We start from the raw sequence: 16,413 nt of genomic DNA on the forward strand, positions 1-16,413 counted from the left end.
ACTCCTCATAATTTGTGAATAGTTTCACATAAATTATTAAAAAATTTTTCGTATCTACATATTCTATTGTTTCTTTTTCGAAACTTCCCTTCAAAAACTAAAAAAACACAACCTATAAAGGTTGCGCTTTTTCGAATCAGAGATATAGTTTTTTTCTAAACTTAAGTTGTTGGATATCAAGCAACTTCACATAGTTTTTGGTATTACCCAAGTATGTAACTTTAGATTCTTCAAAGACATTATTATCTAATTGCAACTCTTCACCATTATTTAAAATGGCCCAAACTTTTTTTGCATTCTTTAATTCATTAGACAATACTTCTTTAATTCGATCTAGCATCTGATTCGATGGTTGAACTGTACACTCTGGATTCTTAGATACTTCATTCTTCACAGGCTTAACAGCAACCGGTTGTTTTCTAGAGACAATATGTTGTTCCTTTTTCGGAGAATGAATAATGGTTTTATGAGAAGTTTCATTTTTCTCTGAGAAGTTAATTCGAAAACTAATGAATTGGTTAGCATCTTCGGTGAACAGTGTATTATTTTCCTTTTTGTACACTGCAAATTCACTTTTATGATTATTATCACTTTTTTTATAAAGAGTGAAAACATTATTTTTAGTTTTTCTTTTATAGACAAGCATACTAACTTTCTTCTTCTCTCGATTTTCACCAAGTTTTTTAAGCTTGAGTTTGAAGACTCCTGTTTCATAACCATCATTTAAGAAATTTTTAAATTCAATTTCATTCTCTGCAATTATTGTCATTCAATTATCCCCTTCTGATTTTCTTGGGGACCTCGTCAATTACGAGGCCACCCTCATAATCAACAATTATATTTTATTATTTTACATTTCGATTTTTCAACGTTTTCCAAAATAAATTTCAATAAAAATAAAAAAGGTTTAACACAAATGTGCCAAACCTTTATAGATTTACTCATAGCGCTGATAAAGCTACTACCATTTTGTCTGCTACATTTTCAAATTTAGCAGTCACTTCTTTATAAAACTCTTTGGTTTCAGGATATTTAGTAAATTTATCGACAACCATTCTAGCTAATTCTTTGTAATCAGAAGTTTGAGATTCAGCTTCATATATAAACAAATCTAGCGTAGAATTAAGTCCCAATTCTTTGGCTTTGTTATCAACAAATTTTTCACCCGTTTCACCAATAATATCATTATCAAAATAGAATAGTTCATAAAGTTTTTCTTTCACGTTTTCTTTTTCAATCGTAACCAATGACAACATTACCTTCATCCCTTTTCGTTTATTATTTTTCAATCATTTTATTCAAAAAACGTTTTTGTTGGCGAAAAAATATTTTTTTCTAAAAGAATCGCCTACTTTAGTTGGTACAAAACATTTGGCCAAAAAAATAAAAAAAAAGCTTGCTTTTTACTGATGTAATGGTTGTACTTCATATGGAATTAAAAAAAGAAAAAGGAGCTGTTATTTATGGAAAAAAATTAACTAAAGAGGTAGCTATGGGGTACATATACAGAGGGATGATGCTTACTCCTGATCTACCACCAGAAACTGCTAACGCTGCTATGCGAATACTATGGAATATGCTTCCTGACGTAACCACACAATCTGATGTGTTAACGTTTACTCGCTTCGTATTGTCTAAAATGATTTTTGGCAAAGAGGCGGCTATTTATGTAGAGCAATCAGTGAATGAACTTTTTGATAGTGTAAGTCTTGAAGATGCAGAAGATTATTTTAAAAACTTTGTTTCTTTGTTGGTACGATAACCCGTTCTTATCAGGAATACTCCTCTTTTTTTCAGCTTATATGGGGGGTACTCTTGGGCGTCCTAGAAAAAAGCATAGAAGAACAAAAAAATCCTAGAGGTTGCCGCCCCTAGGATTTTTGTGTCAGTATTATTACTTTTCTGTGATAACTTGCTTCTGAAATTGGAAAAGAAATTAATAAATAAGTAGATTGCAATTGCATTCCACTCTATTATTGCCGTCTATTGATTATTATATTTATTTCGAGAAAACAAGGGGGTACTCCTGGGTGCTGTAGAAAAAGGTCTGTAAACGCACAGAAATCCCAGAGGTTACCCCCTAGGATTTCGAGTGTTTGGATGTTGGATGTTTTAAATTGTTGCAAAAAAATCTAGTAGTATGGTAATTGTGAGTTAATTATATCCTACATTACGTATTGCAACAACTTATGTTGAAATGTTTGAATTCATTTCTTTATTTTGCTTTTACACGAGTATTAAAACCGTCTTGTTTTTTCACAGTTATAACTTTCGTTCCAACTTTTCGTTTTTTTCCAGTCCAGTTTTCTAACTCGTATTGCGTTTGTGTAACTTTCCATTCTTTATTTCTTGTTCTGTATTGAGCCAAATACGTTTTTTTCTTACTTAGCCCAGTATGTCGATCGTCAACAGATACCTGATATTCTTTCTTTATGTCAAAACCCACAAAAGCATCCATTATCTTTTTAGTAACCTTTAATTGGCCGGAATACGAATTTGAACGGGTTTTGGTGAACTTAATTGTGATTGAACCAGAATTTCCGGAGTTCCGTTCAACTAGCGTCTTCCACCCACCATATTTAATCCCTTGATAGTCTTTTCTTGTTGTCTCCCACCAAGTTGAAACAGCTTGCACAGAGGCTTTTTCGTCATTTTGAGATTCTGGAATATAAGTAACGTCCACTATCTCATAGTCTTCATTGTCAGATACAGCTTCCTGAAGAACACCACCCTCAGTAGCTCCATCGGATTCAGGATGTAAATTCTCGATGTTAGTTGATTCTGAAGCCGATGCAGATATTGAGTAAACCGGTAGAGCTAAAACAAAAACCAAACTCATCATCAACAATTTGCTAAACAGCCCTTTAAAACACTTCCTTTGTCCTACTTTCAAAGCAAAATCCTCCTTCTTTATTTTGGCGTTCTATGCTATTATACATTTAGTTGACAGTAAATTCAAAAAAATTTTTTCAACGGAATAGGAGGAAGTGTTTAATTATGCGTATTAAATACTCGGTCATTTCATTGTTTTTAAGCCTATTTTCCTTTTTTCTGCTTCAAGTGTTCGACCGTCTAAAAGACGTGATTCTGATGACTTCAACAGTTGATACAGCAGAAAGCGCGATTGACCAAAGTCTGATTGCCAGCAATTTAGTTATTATTCCTATAATCTTTTTGGTTTTAAGCGTCGTTTTTTATTACACTCTTCCAAAAGAAAAATAGCAGATTCCTTATGGGACCCTGTACTTTCCAAAAAAAATATACCCTCATTTTTTTGTTCTTTTATTTTCGGGTACCGGTTCTGAATGCTGGACAAATGCATATAAAAACACAGAAATCCCAGAGGTTTCCCCTAGGACTTCTGCGCAAAAGGATTCATACAGAATAAATATGACTAAATTAATCAACGTCTATAGTTTATTCTCTAAAATTTGTGAAAACAAGTGTTTGGCGAAAAAGTGCAAGTTTTTTCAGCATATATAGGGGTGCTTCTGGCTGCTGTAAATAAAGGCAGTAAAACACACAAAATCCTAGAAGCCCCCTAGGATTTTGTGTGTTGCAACCTTCTAATTTAAGAAAAGAAAGTTACAATTAAGATTATTTAAGTTTTTGTATACATATCGAGGCACGATCTTCTGGTTCTAGGATGGCTTCATATCAGTCTGTAGGAATTTTATATTCCAATCCCCGCTAATACCATTTTTTTCTGCACATTAGTTAATGTAGAATTTAAAACAAGATGCTTATCCGCAGCTAATACTTTCGAAATTTTCTTCCTCACTTCACTTCGCTTAGAAATAAGCTGTAATTCTAAAGTATCCCAATTCAGTTTCCCTTGATCGGCTTGAATGGTATAAAAACGATCATCACCATTTCCCGAATGAAGCAATGTGTCTAACAGTATTTCTCCATCCACCTCTTTGGTTTTAACCACATTATCTATCTCTACTTTCAAATCGTGGATACTTCCTAAAACCATTAAACAACAAGAGTATTTTTCATCAAATATGTCAATAATCTCTATATCAGTCATCCAGCACAACCCCAGTCTATCTAAATTTAAAACTTAATTTTGTTATAAAAAAACTAGAGACAGGTTTCAGGAGAGGCCTAATTTTGTAAACGAGCAAACTCACTATGATACTTATAATAATGCTCCCAAGCACATCAAAAGGATAATGATTTCCTACATAGATCCGAGAGATACCAGTCATTATTGCAAACAGAATCATCCAGAAACCGATCTTTCTGTGACACAATAAGACAGCTATAGATAAAGCAAAAGCACCTGTCGTATGATCACTAGGGAACGATGCATCTGCTTTATGCTGAACTAACAAATTGACAGTGTGAGAAACAAATGGACGTGGTTCAAAATAAATATGAGCAATGATAAAATTAAATGCTAGTGCAACTATACCGGTTACCGCTGCTACTAAAACAGTGTGTTTATGCTCTTCTTTTCCAAACAACCACATCAATAACAGCACGACAGCATAAATAATTAGTGCTCTTTCTGAGACAAAAACCATTAAAGCATCCCAGAAAGGGTGTGAACCGGCAAATTGATTAATACTCTTGAATAATTCATAGTTCATACGTCTTTTTTCTCCCTTGCAAATAATTATTAAAATAACATTCTATTCTTTAAAGAATTGGATTTTCAATACCATATTTTTATGATTAGCCTTCTCTTATTTAGAAAAATTAAAAAGCTTAACCGATATGGTTAAGCTTCTATGTATTTATTGATGGAGTTTATTGTCTCGATTAATCAACTTGCTCTTTGTTCAATTTTTTCTTCAGTTGTTATGTTCTCTACAAAACATAAATATTTGCCCGTTTCTTTTACTTTTAATAAATATTTTTTTCTTAAATATCCATTCTCTGTGTAAAAATAAGCATTGTTTTCAAAAGCGACAATTTTATGTTTTTGTACATCTTTAGCTACCATTTCTTCAATATCATTTGATGTCATATCCATTTTAAACAATGTAAATTGATCTTTAACCGATTTTTCTGATTCAACCATCTGTTTTAAAAGAAAAACATCAAAACGGTCCATTGCATAAATTTCAACTTCATTTTTCCCAATGTTCTTTTTTTCTTTTATTAGATCATTTTTTAAATTAAGTTCGATAAAATTTAGTGGATTCGTTAAATATAATCTTGCGTTAAAGTAACTCATTAACATCAGTCCTTTTTATTTTTTCAAATAATAACATCAGTTTTTGAAAAAAAAGAAAAAAATAAAAAAAGACGCTTCTTAGATAACTAATTGGTTTTTGAGAAGTAAATTCAAATTTACAAGCTAAATAAAACACTTAATAGCACATTGTTTATCGGCAAATTAACAATAGAAAAAGCAGCGGATTTCGCATCCAGCTGCTTTTGAATGTTGCCAGCGTTCCCCAGTGAATCGTACCCAGAGTTGATTCTTATATTAAAACTCTTATCTATATATAGTTTGGTTTAATTACTGCATTTATTCGGAAGAACTAATTGATAAGTTTCATCATTATCGTGATACGGAAATTCTTTTTGTATTTTTTCATCTTTATAAACTCTTTGTATGACTCTTAATACAGGCTCTTTTACATTCTCTCTTATATTATAAATAACACGATTACGCCCTTCTAAATAATAGTCATCTATATGCTTACCAAGTTCGTTTTCCGTTATCTTTTGAACATAATGATATTTATCAACATAAGAAGAAAAGCTACATTTTTTTTTGGATTCAAAAGATGATACTTTGATCGATTTCTCAACTGAGTATTTAGTCGGTAAATGACTAAGTTCTCTCTCTAAATCAATCCACAATGCAATACACGTTCCTACAATAATTAAAGTAAGCACCGAAGCCACCACTTTTATGTATTTTGTTTTATTAGGATTGTCTAATAAAAAAGCCAACGTGAAGATTAAAACAAAAATCAATATCAGAAAAATGATTTCAATTCCCCGTCCTAATCCCCATCCTAAATCAGTTAGGAATCTAACTAACATAACGCCCCCCCTAAATAAAATTTTAATGTGTGCTATCACACTTTTCAGGCAGTATCAATTGGTAAGTAGGCGTATCCTTATATGGAAATACATCTTGTATTTTTTTATTTTTATATACTTGTTTTAACTCTTTTATAACTGGTTTCTTTATGTCTTCTTTCTTGTTGTAAACAACACGCTTAAAGAATCCATCTAAATATTCTTTTTCAATTCTCTCGCCATATTTTTCATTAAAAACTTTTTGCACTGCCCCACTTTTTATGTATGACTCAAAATCACATTCATTTTCACCATCAAATACCTTAATTTCATACGCCTTTCCCTCTACATATTTTGTAGGAAAATCATTTTTCAATTCTTGGACTATGCTCCCCCACATATGAACTAACGCTAATATAATGACAACGCAAATAAAATAAATGAATGCCCTAAAACTAAACGCAATGTTAGAATAGAAATTTATTTCAATTGCAAATGCAGCAACAATAATCAAAAATATCAATACAAAAATCACTAAATAAAATATTCTTCCTATACCTAATCCTGCGAGAAACTCTACCAACAAATGAAAACCCCCATCTAGATATAAACGGTATATAATTCTTGATGATAAAGACCTTCTTCCTCACCTTATCCCTTACAACTCTTAGGAATTACTAACTTGAAAAATTCAGCCTTATCTTGGCCATACACTTCATAAGGGTAATATTTTTGTACATTTCCATTTGCATAGACTTTTTTTACAATTATCAATTCCGCTTTATCTTGATCAACTTGTTTCTTATAAATTAGAGGGTTATTCCCAGCCTCAATGGTTTTCAAAACCTCTCCATATTTTGTTGTTTTTTTGTATATAAGTTTAGTTATATCTGAATAATCTTTGACAGTAAGATAATTATCATATGTACATTCTTTTATGTTCTTAAAAGGCTCTAATTCAATTCTTTTTTCAATTTTTAAAGTAGTTGGCATACTTTTCTTTTCTTCATCAATCGAGCTAATCAAACCAGTGACACCAATAGCTAACCAAAAAACAATTAGTAAAACTAAAGGTCCTTTAATAAGATCATTCAAATTAGAAACAGCAATAGCAAGAACAACTATTAATAAAACAATACACATAATAAAACAAAATAAATAAAAGAAATGTGGATTGATACCCTTATTGGCAAAATATTCGATTATCATAACCTTTACCCCTTTGTTTGTATTTTTTGGAATGATAAGTTGAAACTCTTTGTTTCCGATTCTCCACAATCACCATATAAGAGAATTTTAAAAAAATATAGAGTTATTCCTTAATGTTATTAGTGCATTTCAACCTCTCCCCTTCTGCTTTTCATTTATTCATTTACAGACTAAATTGCAATATTATTTTTATGATTTTCATATTAGGAAATTATTCATTGTACAATTATTTAGCAACCTTAATAACAAGCAAACGAAAATCAAATGCAATTAGTTCCGTTTGTTTGAATTGTAAAAAATTTGGAGGAATAAAATGAGTACCTTACACACTAAGATTAAGAATATCGGTGAACTAACTAATATGTTAAAAAAAGAAGGTCAACCATTATGTTTTACTGCCAACTATCTTCCTGGAAAAGAAGAATACGAACTCTGGATTGGTAACCAACCGCATTACAATTATGAGAAACTAATCGAGCTTGGAGAAAATGATGTCAAACGAGTGAGAGAGCAATACAATACATACAAACAGGAGAAAGAAAATGAGTTAGACCGAATGCATAGAGCTATTCAATTAGCTTTGATAACGCTGGAGAATCACAATTTGATGAACGAAGATTATCACTTAATCCATTCCATCTTAGATGGTGAAAAGTAAAACATTATAACAAAAAAACAGAGGATGATTTCCTCTGTTTTTTAATGTTTCGGTTTCAACGCGCATAATTTTAACCAGCCTGAATCAAGCCATTCGAATACAGGCTCGAATTCATCTCCCCATTCTCTTAGCAGCTTTGAATATACGTATTTTCTAACCTCTCCAAAGTATTTTCTATTTTCTTTTTTAGTTGTATTTTTATTATGTATTCTAATGTTATAAATCATCTTATCAACGTGCTCAAATCTACTAACGGAAATCAACTTCAACAATAAATATCTATCTTCAGCAAATCTTCCTCCATACGGATCATCATTTTCAAAACCATTTACTTTTTTAACCCATTCTGTTGAAAACATTCTTGGTGCCGGCATAGGAGGATACATAATAAAATCGTATTTATCATCAAATGGTTTATTAACTGTTAAATCTTTTTTGATTAATTTGCCCTTCCCATCTTCCCAGGTTAAGGTATTTCCGTAAACTAGAGACACACCATCATCAGAACTTTCAATTTTGTTCAGCAAAACTTCGGCCGCGTTATTTTCTAACCAATCATCAGAATCAACAACCATAAAATACGGAGTTTCTATATATTGCAAAGCAACTCCTAACGCTTTACCTACACCTTCATTTTTGTTTTTCTGAATTAACGTGACTCGCGAATCATTTCTAGTAAGTTCTTTGATCTTTTGTACCGAACAATCATTAGAACAATCATCTACTATTATCATTTTCCATTCTTGTAATGTTTGTTCATAAATACTCTTTAAACTCTTTGCGATATATTTTTCCCGGTTATATACGGGTACTACGAAAGTTAATTTTGCTGCCCCCAAGATAATCTCTCCCTACTACATTTAATCTATTTATATAAAGAACTATGTTTTATATTTATCGTTGTTTTTTATTATAAAAAAAATTTTTTGCAATTACAAAGAATTAGCAGGAAAATAAAAAAACTTACCTTTTTTTTAAGGTAAGTTAAATAGATATATGTTTATTTTTGTTTTTTACTGATAAAAGCGGTTGAGATTTCTTCCATTACATCTTCAAAAAAAGGTTTCGTATCGTTTAACTTATCACTATAGAATTCAGGTTCATCCCAAGTAATACGCTCTCCATCAAATTTAATTTTAAATGGGATTCTATAATTATCCGGACATCTAAGCTCCGCATTATAATGATATCCCTCTTCTGTCTTTTTCATTTGTTCATTTTCATATTCATATTCACTGTATTTTTGGACTTCTTTACAAAACTCTACGAATTCTTCCTTAGTATATTTTACATTATCCATTTTTGTCTTCCACCTTATCATTGGTTTTACTCATTATATATAAAATAATTGTTCACTTAGAAAATAAATGAAAAAGAACTTACCCAAATAGGTAAGTTCTTTTATTTAGTTTTTCTTAGAAAGGAAAATCACGGTATCGGTTCTGTACTGATACCCATTTTGTAACTGTGAACTCTTCAACAATCCACGGATTACTGAAACGACCCAAACCACTAGCTTTGTTACCACCAAAAGCAACATTAGCCTGAGCATTAACCGTTTGGTCATTAACGTGAGTCATACCCGCATCAATCTGAAGTGCTAGTTTATGCCCTTTTTCAAGATCTTTCGTGAAGATCGCTGAAGATAAGCCATATTCTGTTTCACTAGCGAAGCGGATAGCATCTTCGTCAGTTTCAGCAGGAATGATTTGTGCAACTGGACCAAAAATTTCAGTTTGTGCCAATTTAGAATCATTTGGAACATCAACAAATACAAACGGAGATATAACGTTCCCATTACGTTCGCCTTCAAGAGCCAATTTCAACCCATCTGCTTTAGCTTGTTCAACAAAACCAATCACTTTTTCAGCTTGGCGTTCATTAACAATCGGTCCAATTACAGTAGAAGGATCTTTAGGGTCCCCAACTTTCAGTTCTTTTGCTCTTGCTACGAATTTTTCAACGAATTCATCATAGACATTACGCTGAACAATAATACGGTTTGTAATCATACAGATCTGGCCATTGTGCACGAATTTACCGAAAATCGCTGCGTCAACGGCGCGATCAACATCAGCATCACTAAGCACGACCAACGGTCCGTTTCCACCAAGTTCTAATGCAACACGTTTTAAGTTTTCGCCAGCAATTTTCCCGATATGTCTACCCACAGCTGTAGATCCAGTAAAACTAATTAGACGTGCAGCCGGGTTATCTAACATTCCATCCCCTATTTCTTGAAGATCAGTAAGGATTGAATTGAATACACCTTTAGGAAGACCCGCTTCCTCAAAAGCTTTAGCCAAAATTTGACCACCGGCAAATGCAACCTGAATATCTGGTTTATGAACAACAGCATTACCTAATGCAATAGCTGGAGCAATTGTTCTCATACCTAAATTCATAGGAAAGTTAAATGGAGTAATACAAGAAATAACACCTAACGGAAGACGATGAATGTAATTCTCTTTACCAGGAATAGCTCCAGGTACAGTTCGTACCTCATCGAGAGCATCTACCATATTAAGAGATTCTTGCAATTCATCATAAGTAATACCTAATTCAATATTTGCTTTCAAAATAGTTCCGCCTGTTTCTCTTACAATTATATTTACGATTTCATCGTGATTTGCTTTCAGATAATCCAAGGCTTTTTGAAGAACTTCTCTTCTTTCTTTTGCTGATGTTTTCGCCCATTTTTTTTGAGCTATTTCCGCAATTTTAAAAGTATCTTTTAATTGATCTGAAGTAGCCAATTTTAACGTAGCGATTACAGATTTATCAAAAGGATCAGTAATATCGTAAGTTCGGTTACTTTTACCTTCCACCCATTCCCCATTAATAAAGCTTTTGTTAAGTTGTTCAAATTTAGACATAGAAACATACACCCCTTAAAAGTTAAAAATATATCTAATTTTTGTCGTGATTGACCTTAATTTCATACATCGCATTTTCTAATGTGTGTACAACCACTTTTTTAAATTTATGTTTCTGAATTTTATCACATATAATAGCTCCTTTTAATTCTTTGTTCTCCTATGTATATAATCACTTTTTGTCTATTTTGTGACAAAAACGAAAATTAACTAAATCTTCACTTTTTTATTTTTTTTCAACCTTTTTTTATTTTCTGCTTAAAATAAGCAACAGATAAAGGAACTAAAAAACAAATATATGAGGTGTTCATAATGAAAAAGACTACTAATAATCAAGTATTTAATAAGGAACTTTTAAATGATCTGTCTTTGCTAATGATAAAAGATATTCCGACAATCGCTAGATTCCAAAAGAATCATAATCTCCAATATATAGGAGAAACGATGGAACGATTCGACGAAAGAAATTTAGTTAATTCCATTCAGGATGCGCGTTCATTTGCATTAGCATATCATTCACTGGTTTTCGCTAAAACTATCTCAACACATTCTGGTGATTATGATATCACTGGTGATTTTTATGAAATTCAAAAGAAAACTGCGTTTAAAAAGTTATACGCATATGCAAAAAAGAAAAATGATGGTTTTCTTCAACTCCTTCTTTACCCTATCGGTGTTAAATTAGCGGAAGAAGACTCAGTAGCAGAGAAATACTTGAAATTTGTAGATGAACAAATTAAAGGAATAATTGAAACATTAACTGGAGACGAACTTTATTTACTGATGAGCAGCCAAGACAAGTATTATAGTGTTCAAAAAAGTTTTGAACACTACTATGAAGATTTAGGTCTGGCATTTTTGGATCGATACAAAGTTGATATAAATGATCATTACTCAGTTCTTTTGTTTGTTCAAACGTTTTTAAATTTAGGTAAGCCAAAAAAATCCTTATTTAAAAACAAAGAACAACACATCAAAGTAACTTTACTTACAAGTATGTTGAGGACCGAAACAAAATATAGCGATAAGTACAAAGATGCTTTTAACTGGACTTCTCTGGACTTCTATCAATTATATACGATATTTGTAACAACCAATATATTCTCAAATAGAGTCATCGATTCCAAAATAACGCACCCAGGCTGCGAACGCATCTATACTAATTATGTTTCCGAGATTCTCAAAAAAGATCAAGATCTTCCTAATAGTTTTTTCGCTGATGTGCGAAATAACAAACATAGTTGGTTAGACAAAGGCGGAAAGTTATTCGAAACTCGATTAGTCACTTTAGCCAAGTTAATTCCTGCTATTCCAAATGAAAATAATCGCAATACCATAATTTCTATTACAGAAGAAGTCTTAGATATTAGTTTCGCTGATTATTTAGAAGTTGAAAAACTTTATGATTATTACAATTGCGATATATTCAACGACGAGCAGAAAAAAGAAATATTCAATTATATGATCAGCACAATTGAAGAACAGCCATTCTTTGACAATGGTATTCCTTTAGAATTAGCACAAGAATTAGAATCAAAAAGATTGGAATATGACTTACGAATTGGATTTTATAGTGTTTACTTCAAAGAACTTCTAAGACTAAAAATTTATTCACCTGAAAACACAAATTTCTTTATTAATGAAAATTATGTTTCTTGGTTATTTGATTATCTATCAGAGACATCTTCACCAGATATTGACGCTTACCTCGAGATGTATCCTTTAGACATTGTTAGAAGCCAAATAGAGATAAGATTTCTTTATCTTAAATCACTGGATCGTTTAACATATTCAATCTGTTCTTTATACCTTGATGCTATTGAAAACAGATCAAATTACGTTGATGAACTAATTAAACTATTATTGAATGACCATTTTGTTGAGACTGCTGGGATTTCTCAAGACCAAAGAAGCGAATCTTTATGGTACCTAGCAGATTCTGGTTGGATGGATGATTCGACAAAAGAGGAAGTTATTCAATTATTCGGCAGCGAAGAACAACTTCGGAAATTAAAATTAGATAAAGAAATAACTAATTTCAAAAAACAATTTAATTCTGCTTATGTTTTAAAAAGCTATTCTAAATTGTTCAAAGAACATCTAGAGTTAATCAAGGCCATACCTGAACTTCGATCATATATCCTAAAAAACCTCTCTGCTCAACACCATAAAGCTGAATTAAAACTTTTATACGCTCGAGAGTGTTTACATTTTATATTATCGAATGACGAATTAATAAAATGGAATACTATCATCGAAGAAAAATTGATTGAATTAGACGAATCTTTCGTAGAATTGAGAAAATCCAGCATAAAATCTAACATAACCAAAATAAAAAACGAAATGATGAAAGGAGCATTTTAAAATGCTATCAGTTAAATTAGAAAAACAAATGATGAAAATCAAAAAAGCAACCAATAACGTAACTAACTTCAAAGCATTCTTCTCATTAAATAAAGAAGTTCAAGATTATATTCTTAATCAACAGGATCAATCATCGAAAAAATTCAACATTTCTGAGTGGAAAAATATTATGAAACTTGAATCTATATCTCAGAAACCAATTGTACAGTGGCTATCATATTATAACTGCGATACGAATTTGGTTTTATGGTTAATCAACATTTCTGAAAATATATCTTTGAAAAATGAACATCTAGAGGAATTATTTAAATCTGCTAGCAATATAAATGAACTTTACAAACGGTATGATAACTCTTCATTTGGTAAATCGATTGAAGAGAGAGTTTTATATTTTTTACTTTCCTGTTATAAACACAATGTTGAATTTAGTGAAGAACTATTAGATCGATTTATTGAAGGTACTTTACCAAGTTATGATAGAGACAATATATGGACTTTTGTTTTCGAAGTAATAACTAGAGGGTATCAAATTTCTCTTTATAGTTTCTTAAATCCGCGTCAAAATCATTACTACCACAATTATCCAACGGTTCTCTATTACAACAAAGTGTTTCAGCTGGATAAGAGAAAAATGCTATCTCAATCAGAACATAGCAGACTAAGTAATATTTTAGGAGAGATGGGATTATCGAAAGAGACTGAACAGAAACTAGAATCATTAATTGAAAAAACGTCAATAAAACAAATTTATGAAATATTGTCTCAATACTATCGTTTAAATTTGACACCTTCATTATCTGAATTGAAAAAAATGGAAATGAAATTGGCACACAATCAGTTAAATTCGGATGCAAACATTTTTGAAACGTTATACGGACCAAAAATTAGTGTGTTGTTCACTTCTGATCTTCTATCAGAGAGTTCTAAGATCTTTGTGGAATTTCTTATTAAAAATAAAAAGAAAAAGTTCTTAGACACAGTGATAGAAATTGCTACAGAACAATACAGTAAGTTAGACAAATTTGTCCACGTAGGTTTATACGAAGAAATGGGACAGTTAGTAAATCTAAATACTTTAAGTAAATCAGATATAATGAGTCTTAGTGATTCTCCGTATAATATCTTTGATAAAGCAAGAGGGATTGTTAGTTATTTCAAAGATTGCAATGTACTATTAACTTTAAACGAGTTTAAAGAATTAATCACAAAACATAGTCTTTTCCATTTTGAATTTTATCAGGAAGCCATATCAAGAAATATTAAGATCGACGATCGTTTAAAATTGTTGAGACAACTACCTGCGTTTAACTTTAACTATACTAAAGATTGCAAGGGAGTTACGGTAAACAGTCACACATTTAAATTTAAACCAGGTTTCATACAATCTCTAGTAGATCAATTCTCTCAAAAAGGATTCAAACAACGAAAGAAAGAAATTTCAATCCTAACTAACGATGATGTTGTTTCGTTATTTACTATCATTTATTATGATGAATGTAAACCATTCATAAGTGAAATCAAGACATTAGATGACATTAAAGTTATCTTGGATTTCGATCTTGAAGAAGGTATTTCACTCCAACAAATCAAAAAGATTTCATACGAGAGCGATGAAGAGTTTCAAGAGTTCAAAAACATAACGAACTTCAGCGATGAATTTATAAAAGATAACCTTGATAGTTACATTGCTTTTCACGAAAAAGGGTTAACCAAGGTCTTTAACAAATTGTATAGAAACTCTGAAAGTAGACAAAAAAAGAACCTTGTTCTTATTACTAAAGCAGAAATCGCAGGAAAGTTAACAGATATCAAATTTGTTGACGAAGACTTCACGAAGGAAATCGGTCTCGAGATTACTGACAAAGCCAAGGAAATTTGGAAAAAAGACTTATCATTAAGCGACGATGCTTTAAAAGTACACGAAACTTCTGATTTTGAAAAAACAATTCGTTTGGGACAATACCCTGTAGAAACTTGCCAACACTGGAAAGGCGGTTCTTATAGTGATGCATTGTTGTCAAATTTTGACACCAATAAAAAACTCTTAACTGCATTTTACAAAGGCGCATATGTTGCTAGAGCAGTTGTGAGGTTAACAAAAATTTCCGATAGAAAACCAGAAAAGAAAAGACCAAAAGAAGACTTCGGATTTATTGATGTCGAAACAGCAAATAATGCTGACGTAGATGAAACAAATAATTCTGATTCTATCAATGAACGTTTAGCAATATTCCTGGAATATACTTATACTTCTCTGGATTCTCAAAATGCTAAGAAAGCTAAAGAATTATTTGCAAAACTTTTAAAAGAAAAAGCTGATCAAATGGGAGCAGTATTAGTTCTGTCAAACCATTATGATGTTTCTATTCCGACAAACGAAGATACCGTATATGTTTATATCAGTAAGTCAAAAAACGGCAAACAGTATTTGGACTCTGTGGGTGGATATGCTCAGGGTCACGATGAAGAAACTTACACTTCTTCTACTGTTAAAATTGTTACAAAATAAATCTTATAAGCGGACCTTACTTTCATAAGGACCGCTTTTTCATTTTTTTACTTTCGGGCTCATTTATCTTATATAATATTAAAAATCATTTAAAGGAAGTGTATCTATGTCTATATATAATGACCCGGATCAATATGCAAAATTAACGCGAATGCCTCTTGAAACCGCTGAAATTTTTTGCAATCATTATCTAAACGTGCAAGAAGAAATTGAAAAAGCAACTATCTGCCCTAAGTGTGGCGAACAAACTTTGGATTACGAAAGTGGATCTTACGAAGAAGGTACAAACACTTATGTTTTTTGTGCAAACGGTAGTGTAAAGAAAATAGACAATGAAGGAAATGAATATGAAGATGAATGTGAATTCTCTTCCGAAGATGTAGAAAAGTTTGCTCCTTTATTTCCTCATTATGATTTAGATGTAGTTTTATATTTTGCTAGTACATTTAAGGAAGAAGAAAATTGGGATAAATCAGCGAAAGAAGTTATTGGATCACCTTGGCACGAATTCGTTGAAAATAGATTAAAAGATATCCAAGAGGAGGAAAGAATGAAAAAAGTAACTCCAGAAAACATAGATGAACGCATTGAAGACTGGCACAACAGTTCAGATAAGGAGAAAAGGGAACTTCACGAATTCCTAGGCTTAACTTGGGAACAGTACGCGGAATATGTTGAAACGAACCAATTACCAAAATCTTAAAATATAATAAACACACAAAACAAACTCGCCGATCACTCATTAAATCCAATGGCGAGTTTTCTAATTTCTAATATATATTTCTAATATGTATGCTTCGCTTCTTACT

General features: G+C 31.6%; 18 protein-coding genes. 6 read left to right on the forward strand and 12 right to left on the reverse strand.

Features of this window, described 5'->3' with window-relative positions; all coding sequences use genetic code 11:
- Positions 1-136 precede the first annotated feature (136 nt).
- Positions 137-769, reverse strand: a complete 633-nt coding sequence (locus AAGG74_RS17895; protein ID WP_429676571.1) for a hypothetical protein — start codon at positions 767-769, stop codon at positions 137-139.
- Between the two features lie 172 nt (positions 770-941).
- Entirely contained in the window at positions 942-1,256 is a 315-nt protein-coding gene (locus AAGG74_RS17900) for a hypothetical protein (protein ID WP_429676572.1), read from the reverse strand.
- 173 nt (positions 1,257-1,429) lie between these two features.
- Between AAGG74_RS17900 and AAGG74_RS17905 the strand changes: the two genes are divergently transcribed.
- Positions 1,430-1,762, forward strand: coding sequence for a hypothetical protein (locus tag AAGG74_RS17905; RefSeq protein ID WP_429676573.1), 333 nt, complete (start codon positions 1,430-1,432; stop codon positions 1,760-1,762).
- 453 nt (positions 1,763-2,215) lie between these two features.
- Here AAGG74_RS17905 and AAGG74_RS17910 read toward each other — a convergent pair whose 3' ends face one another.
- Complete coding sequence (locus AAGG74_RS17910) at positions 2,216-2,893, reverse strand: hypothetical protein (protein ID WP_429676574.1); 678 nt, start codon at positions 2,891-2,893, stop codon at positions 2,216-2,218.
- Positions 2,894-2,997: 104 nt separating this feature from the next.
- Between AAGG74_RS17910 and AAGG74_RS17915 the strand changes: the two genes are divergently transcribed.
- Positions 2,998-3,222, forward strand: coding sequence for a hypothetical protein (locus AAGG74_RS17915; protein ID WP_429676575.1), 225 nt, complete (start codon positions 2,998-3,000; stop codon positions 3,220-3,222).
- 451 nt (positions 3,223-3,673) lie between these two features.
- On the opposite strand, the gene AAGG74_RS17920 is transcribed toward AAGG74_RS17915, so the two are convergent.
- The 6 genes from AAGG74_RS17920 to AAGG74_RS17945 form a co-directional block, all read right to left on the reverse strand.
- On the reverse strand, positions 3,674-4,033 hold the full coding sequence (locus AAGG74_RS17920) for a type II toxin-antitoxin system RnlB family antitoxin (protein ID WP_429676576.1): 360 nt from the start codon (positions 4,031-4,033) through the stop codon (positions 3,674-3,676).
- 16 nt (positions 4,034-4,049) lie between these two features.
- A complete protein-coding gene (locus tag AAGG74_RS17925) occupies positions 4,050-4,598 on the reverse strand; it encodes an undecaprenyl-diphosphatase (protein ID WP_429676577.1) in 549 nt (182 codons plus the stop codon).
- A 176-nt stretch (positions 4,599-4,774) separates the two neighbouring features.
- A complete protein-coding gene (locus tag AAGG74_RS17930; protein WP_429676578.1) occupies positions 4,775-5,188 on the reverse strand; it encodes a hypothetical protein in 414 nt (137 codons plus the stop codon).
- Positions 5,189-5,472: 284 nt separating this feature from the next.
- On the reverse strand, positions 5,473-6,009 hold the full coding sequence (locus AAGG74_RS17935; RefSeq protein ID WP_429676579.1) for a hypothetical protein: 537 nt from the start codon (positions 6,007-6,009) through the stop codon (positions 5,473-5,475).
- Positions 6,010-6,031: 22 nt separating this feature from the next.
- Entirely contained in the window at positions 6,032-6,574 is a 543-nt protein-coding gene (locus tag AAGG74_RS17940; protein WP_429676580.1) for a hypothetical protein, read from the reverse strand.
- Between the two features lie 65 nt (positions 6,575-6,639).
- Positions 6,640-7,197: a hypothetical protein gene (locus AAGG74_RS17945; RefSeq protein ID WP_429676581.1), complete on the reverse strand. Its 558-nt coding sequence runs from the start codon at positions 7,195-7,197 to the stop codon at positions 6,640-6,642.
- A 313-nt stretch (positions 7,198-7,510) separates the two neighbouring features.
- Between AAGG74_RS17945 and AAGG74_RS17950 the strand changes: the two genes are divergently transcribed.
- Positions 7,511-7,855, forward strand: coding sequence for a hypothetical protein (locus tag AAGG74_RS17950; protein ID WP_429676582.1), 345 nt, complete (start codon positions 7,511-7,513; stop codon positions 7,853-7,855).
- Positions 7,856-7,896: 41 nt separating this feature from the next.
- On the opposite strand, the gene AAGG74_RS17955 is transcribed toward AAGG74_RS17950, so the two are convergent.
- The 3 genes from AAGG74_RS17955 to AAGG74_RS17965 form a co-directional block, all read right to left on the reverse strand.
- On the reverse strand, positions 7,897-8,694 hold the full coding sequence (locus tag AAGG74_RS17955) for a glycosyltransferase family 2 protein (RefSeq protein WP_429676583.1): 798 nt from the start codon (positions 8,692-8,694) through the stop codon (positions 7,897-7,899).
- A 161-nt stretch (positions 8,695-8,855) separates the two neighbouring features.
- Positions 8,856-9,155 carry a hypothetical protein gene (locus AAGG74_RS17960; RefSeq protein ID WP_429676584.1) on the reverse strand — a complete coding sequence of 100 codons (300 nt, stop codon included), beginning with the start codon at positions 9,153-9,155 and terminating at the stop codon, positions 8,856-8,858.
- A gap of 115 nt (positions 9,156-9,270) precedes the next feature.
- Positions 9,271-10,731 carry an aldehyde dehydrogenase family protein gene (locus tag AAGG74_RS17965; RefSeq protein WP_429676585.1) on the reverse strand — a complete coding sequence of 487 codons (1,461 nt, stop codon included), beginning with the start codon at positions 10,729-10,731 and terminating at the stop codon, positions 9,271-9,273.
- 312 nt (positions 10,732-11,043) lie between these two features.
- Here AAGG74_RS17965 and AAGG74_RS17970 point away from each other — a divergent pair, with 312 nt between their 5' ends.
- The 3 genes from AAGG74_RS17970 to AAGG74_RS17980 all read left to right on the forward strand — a co-directional run bounded on the left by AAGG74_RS17970 (position 11,044) and on the right by AAGG74_RS17980 (position 16,307).
- On the forward strand, positions 11,044-13,095 hold the full coding sequence (locus AAGG74_RS17970; RefSeq protein ID WP_429676586.1) for a hypothetical protein: 2,052 nt from the start codon (positions 11,044-11,046) through the stop codon (positions 13,093-13,095).
- A 1-nt stretch (position 13,096) separates the two neighbouring features.
- A complete protein-coding gene (locus AAGG74_RS17975; protein ID WP_429676587.1) occupies positions 13,097-15,604 on the forward strand; it encodes a hypothetical protein in 2,508 nt (835 codons plus the stop codon).
- Between the two features lie 106 nt (positions 15,605-15,710).
- Entirely contained in the window at positions 15,711-16,307 is a 597-nt protein-coding gene (locus AAGG74_RS17980) for a hypothetical protein (RefSeq protein WP_429676588.1), read from the forward strand.
- Positions 16,308-16,413: the final 106 nt, after the last annotated feature.

This window comes from Bacillus mexicanus, from assembly GCF_050445615.1.
Taxonomy (GTDB): Bacteria; Bacillota; Bacilli; order Bacillales; family Bacillaceae; genus Bacillus; species Bacillus mexicanus.

Excerpts from the sequence above, each read along its gene's own strand:
- AAGG74_RS17980 (WP_429676588.1), top strand. The coding sequence starts at position 15,711 with ATGTCTATATATAATGACCCGGATCAATATGCAAAATTAACGCGAATG.
- AAGG74_RS17920 (WP_429676576.1), bottom strand. The coding sequence starts at position 4,033 with ATGACTGATATAGAGATTATTGACATATTTGATGAAAAATACTCTTGT.
- AAGG74_RS17970 (WP_429676586.1), top strand. The coding sequence starts at position 11,044 with ATGAAAAAGACTACTAATAATCAAGTATTTAATAAGGAACTTTTAAAT.
- AAGG74_RS17935 (WP_429676579.1), bottom strand. The coding sequence starts at position 6,009 with ATGTTAGTTAGATTCCTAACTGATTTAGGATGGGGATTAGGACGGGGA.
- AAGG74_RS17975 (WP_429676587.1), top strand. The coding sequence starts at position 13,097 with ATGCTATCAGTTAAATTAGAAAAACAAATGATGAAAATCAAAAAAGCA.
- AAGG74_RS17965 (WP_429676585.1), bottom strand. The coding sequence starts at position 10,731 with ATGTCTAAATTTGAACAACTTAACAAAAGCTTTATTAATGGGGAATGG.
- AAGG74_RS17950 (WP_429676582.1), top strand. The coding sequence starts at position 7,511 with ATGAGTACCTTACACACTAAGATTAAGAATATCGGTGAACTAACTAAT.
- AAGG74_RS17895 (WP_429676571.1), bottom strand. The coding sequence starts at position 769 with ATGACAATAATTGCAGAGAATGAAATTGAATTTAAAAATTTCTTAAAT.
- AAGG74_RS17930 (WP_429676578.1), bottom strand. The coding sequence starts at position 5,188 with ATGAGTTACTTTAACGCAAGATTATATTTAACGAATCCACTAAATTTT.
- AAGG74_RS17925 (WP_429676577.1), bottom strand. The coding sequence starts at position 4,598 with ATGAACTATGAATTATTCAAGAGTATTAATCAATTTGCCGGTTCACAC.
- AAGG74_RS17915 (WP_429676575.1), top strand. The coding sequence starts at position 2,998 with ATGCGTATTAAATACTCGGTCATTTCATTGTTTTTAAGCCTATTTTCC.
- AAGG74_RS17960 (WP_429676584.1), bottom strand. The coding sequence starts at position 9,155 with ATGGATAATGTAAAATATACTAAGGAAGAATTCGTAGAGTTTTGTAAA.
- AAGG74_RS17945 (WP_429676581.1), bottom strand. The coding sequence starts at position 7,197 with ATGATAATCGAATATTTTGCCAATAAGGGTATCAATCCACATTTCTTT.
- AAGG74_RS17900 (WP_429676572.1), bottom strand. The coding sequence starts at position 1,256 with ATGTTGTCATTGGTTACGATTGAAAAAGAAAACGTGAAAGAAAAACTT.
- AAGG74_RS17905 (WP_429676573.1), top strand. The coding sequence starts at position 1,430 with ATGGAATTAAAAAAAGAAAAAGGAGCTGTTATTTATGGAAAAAAATTA.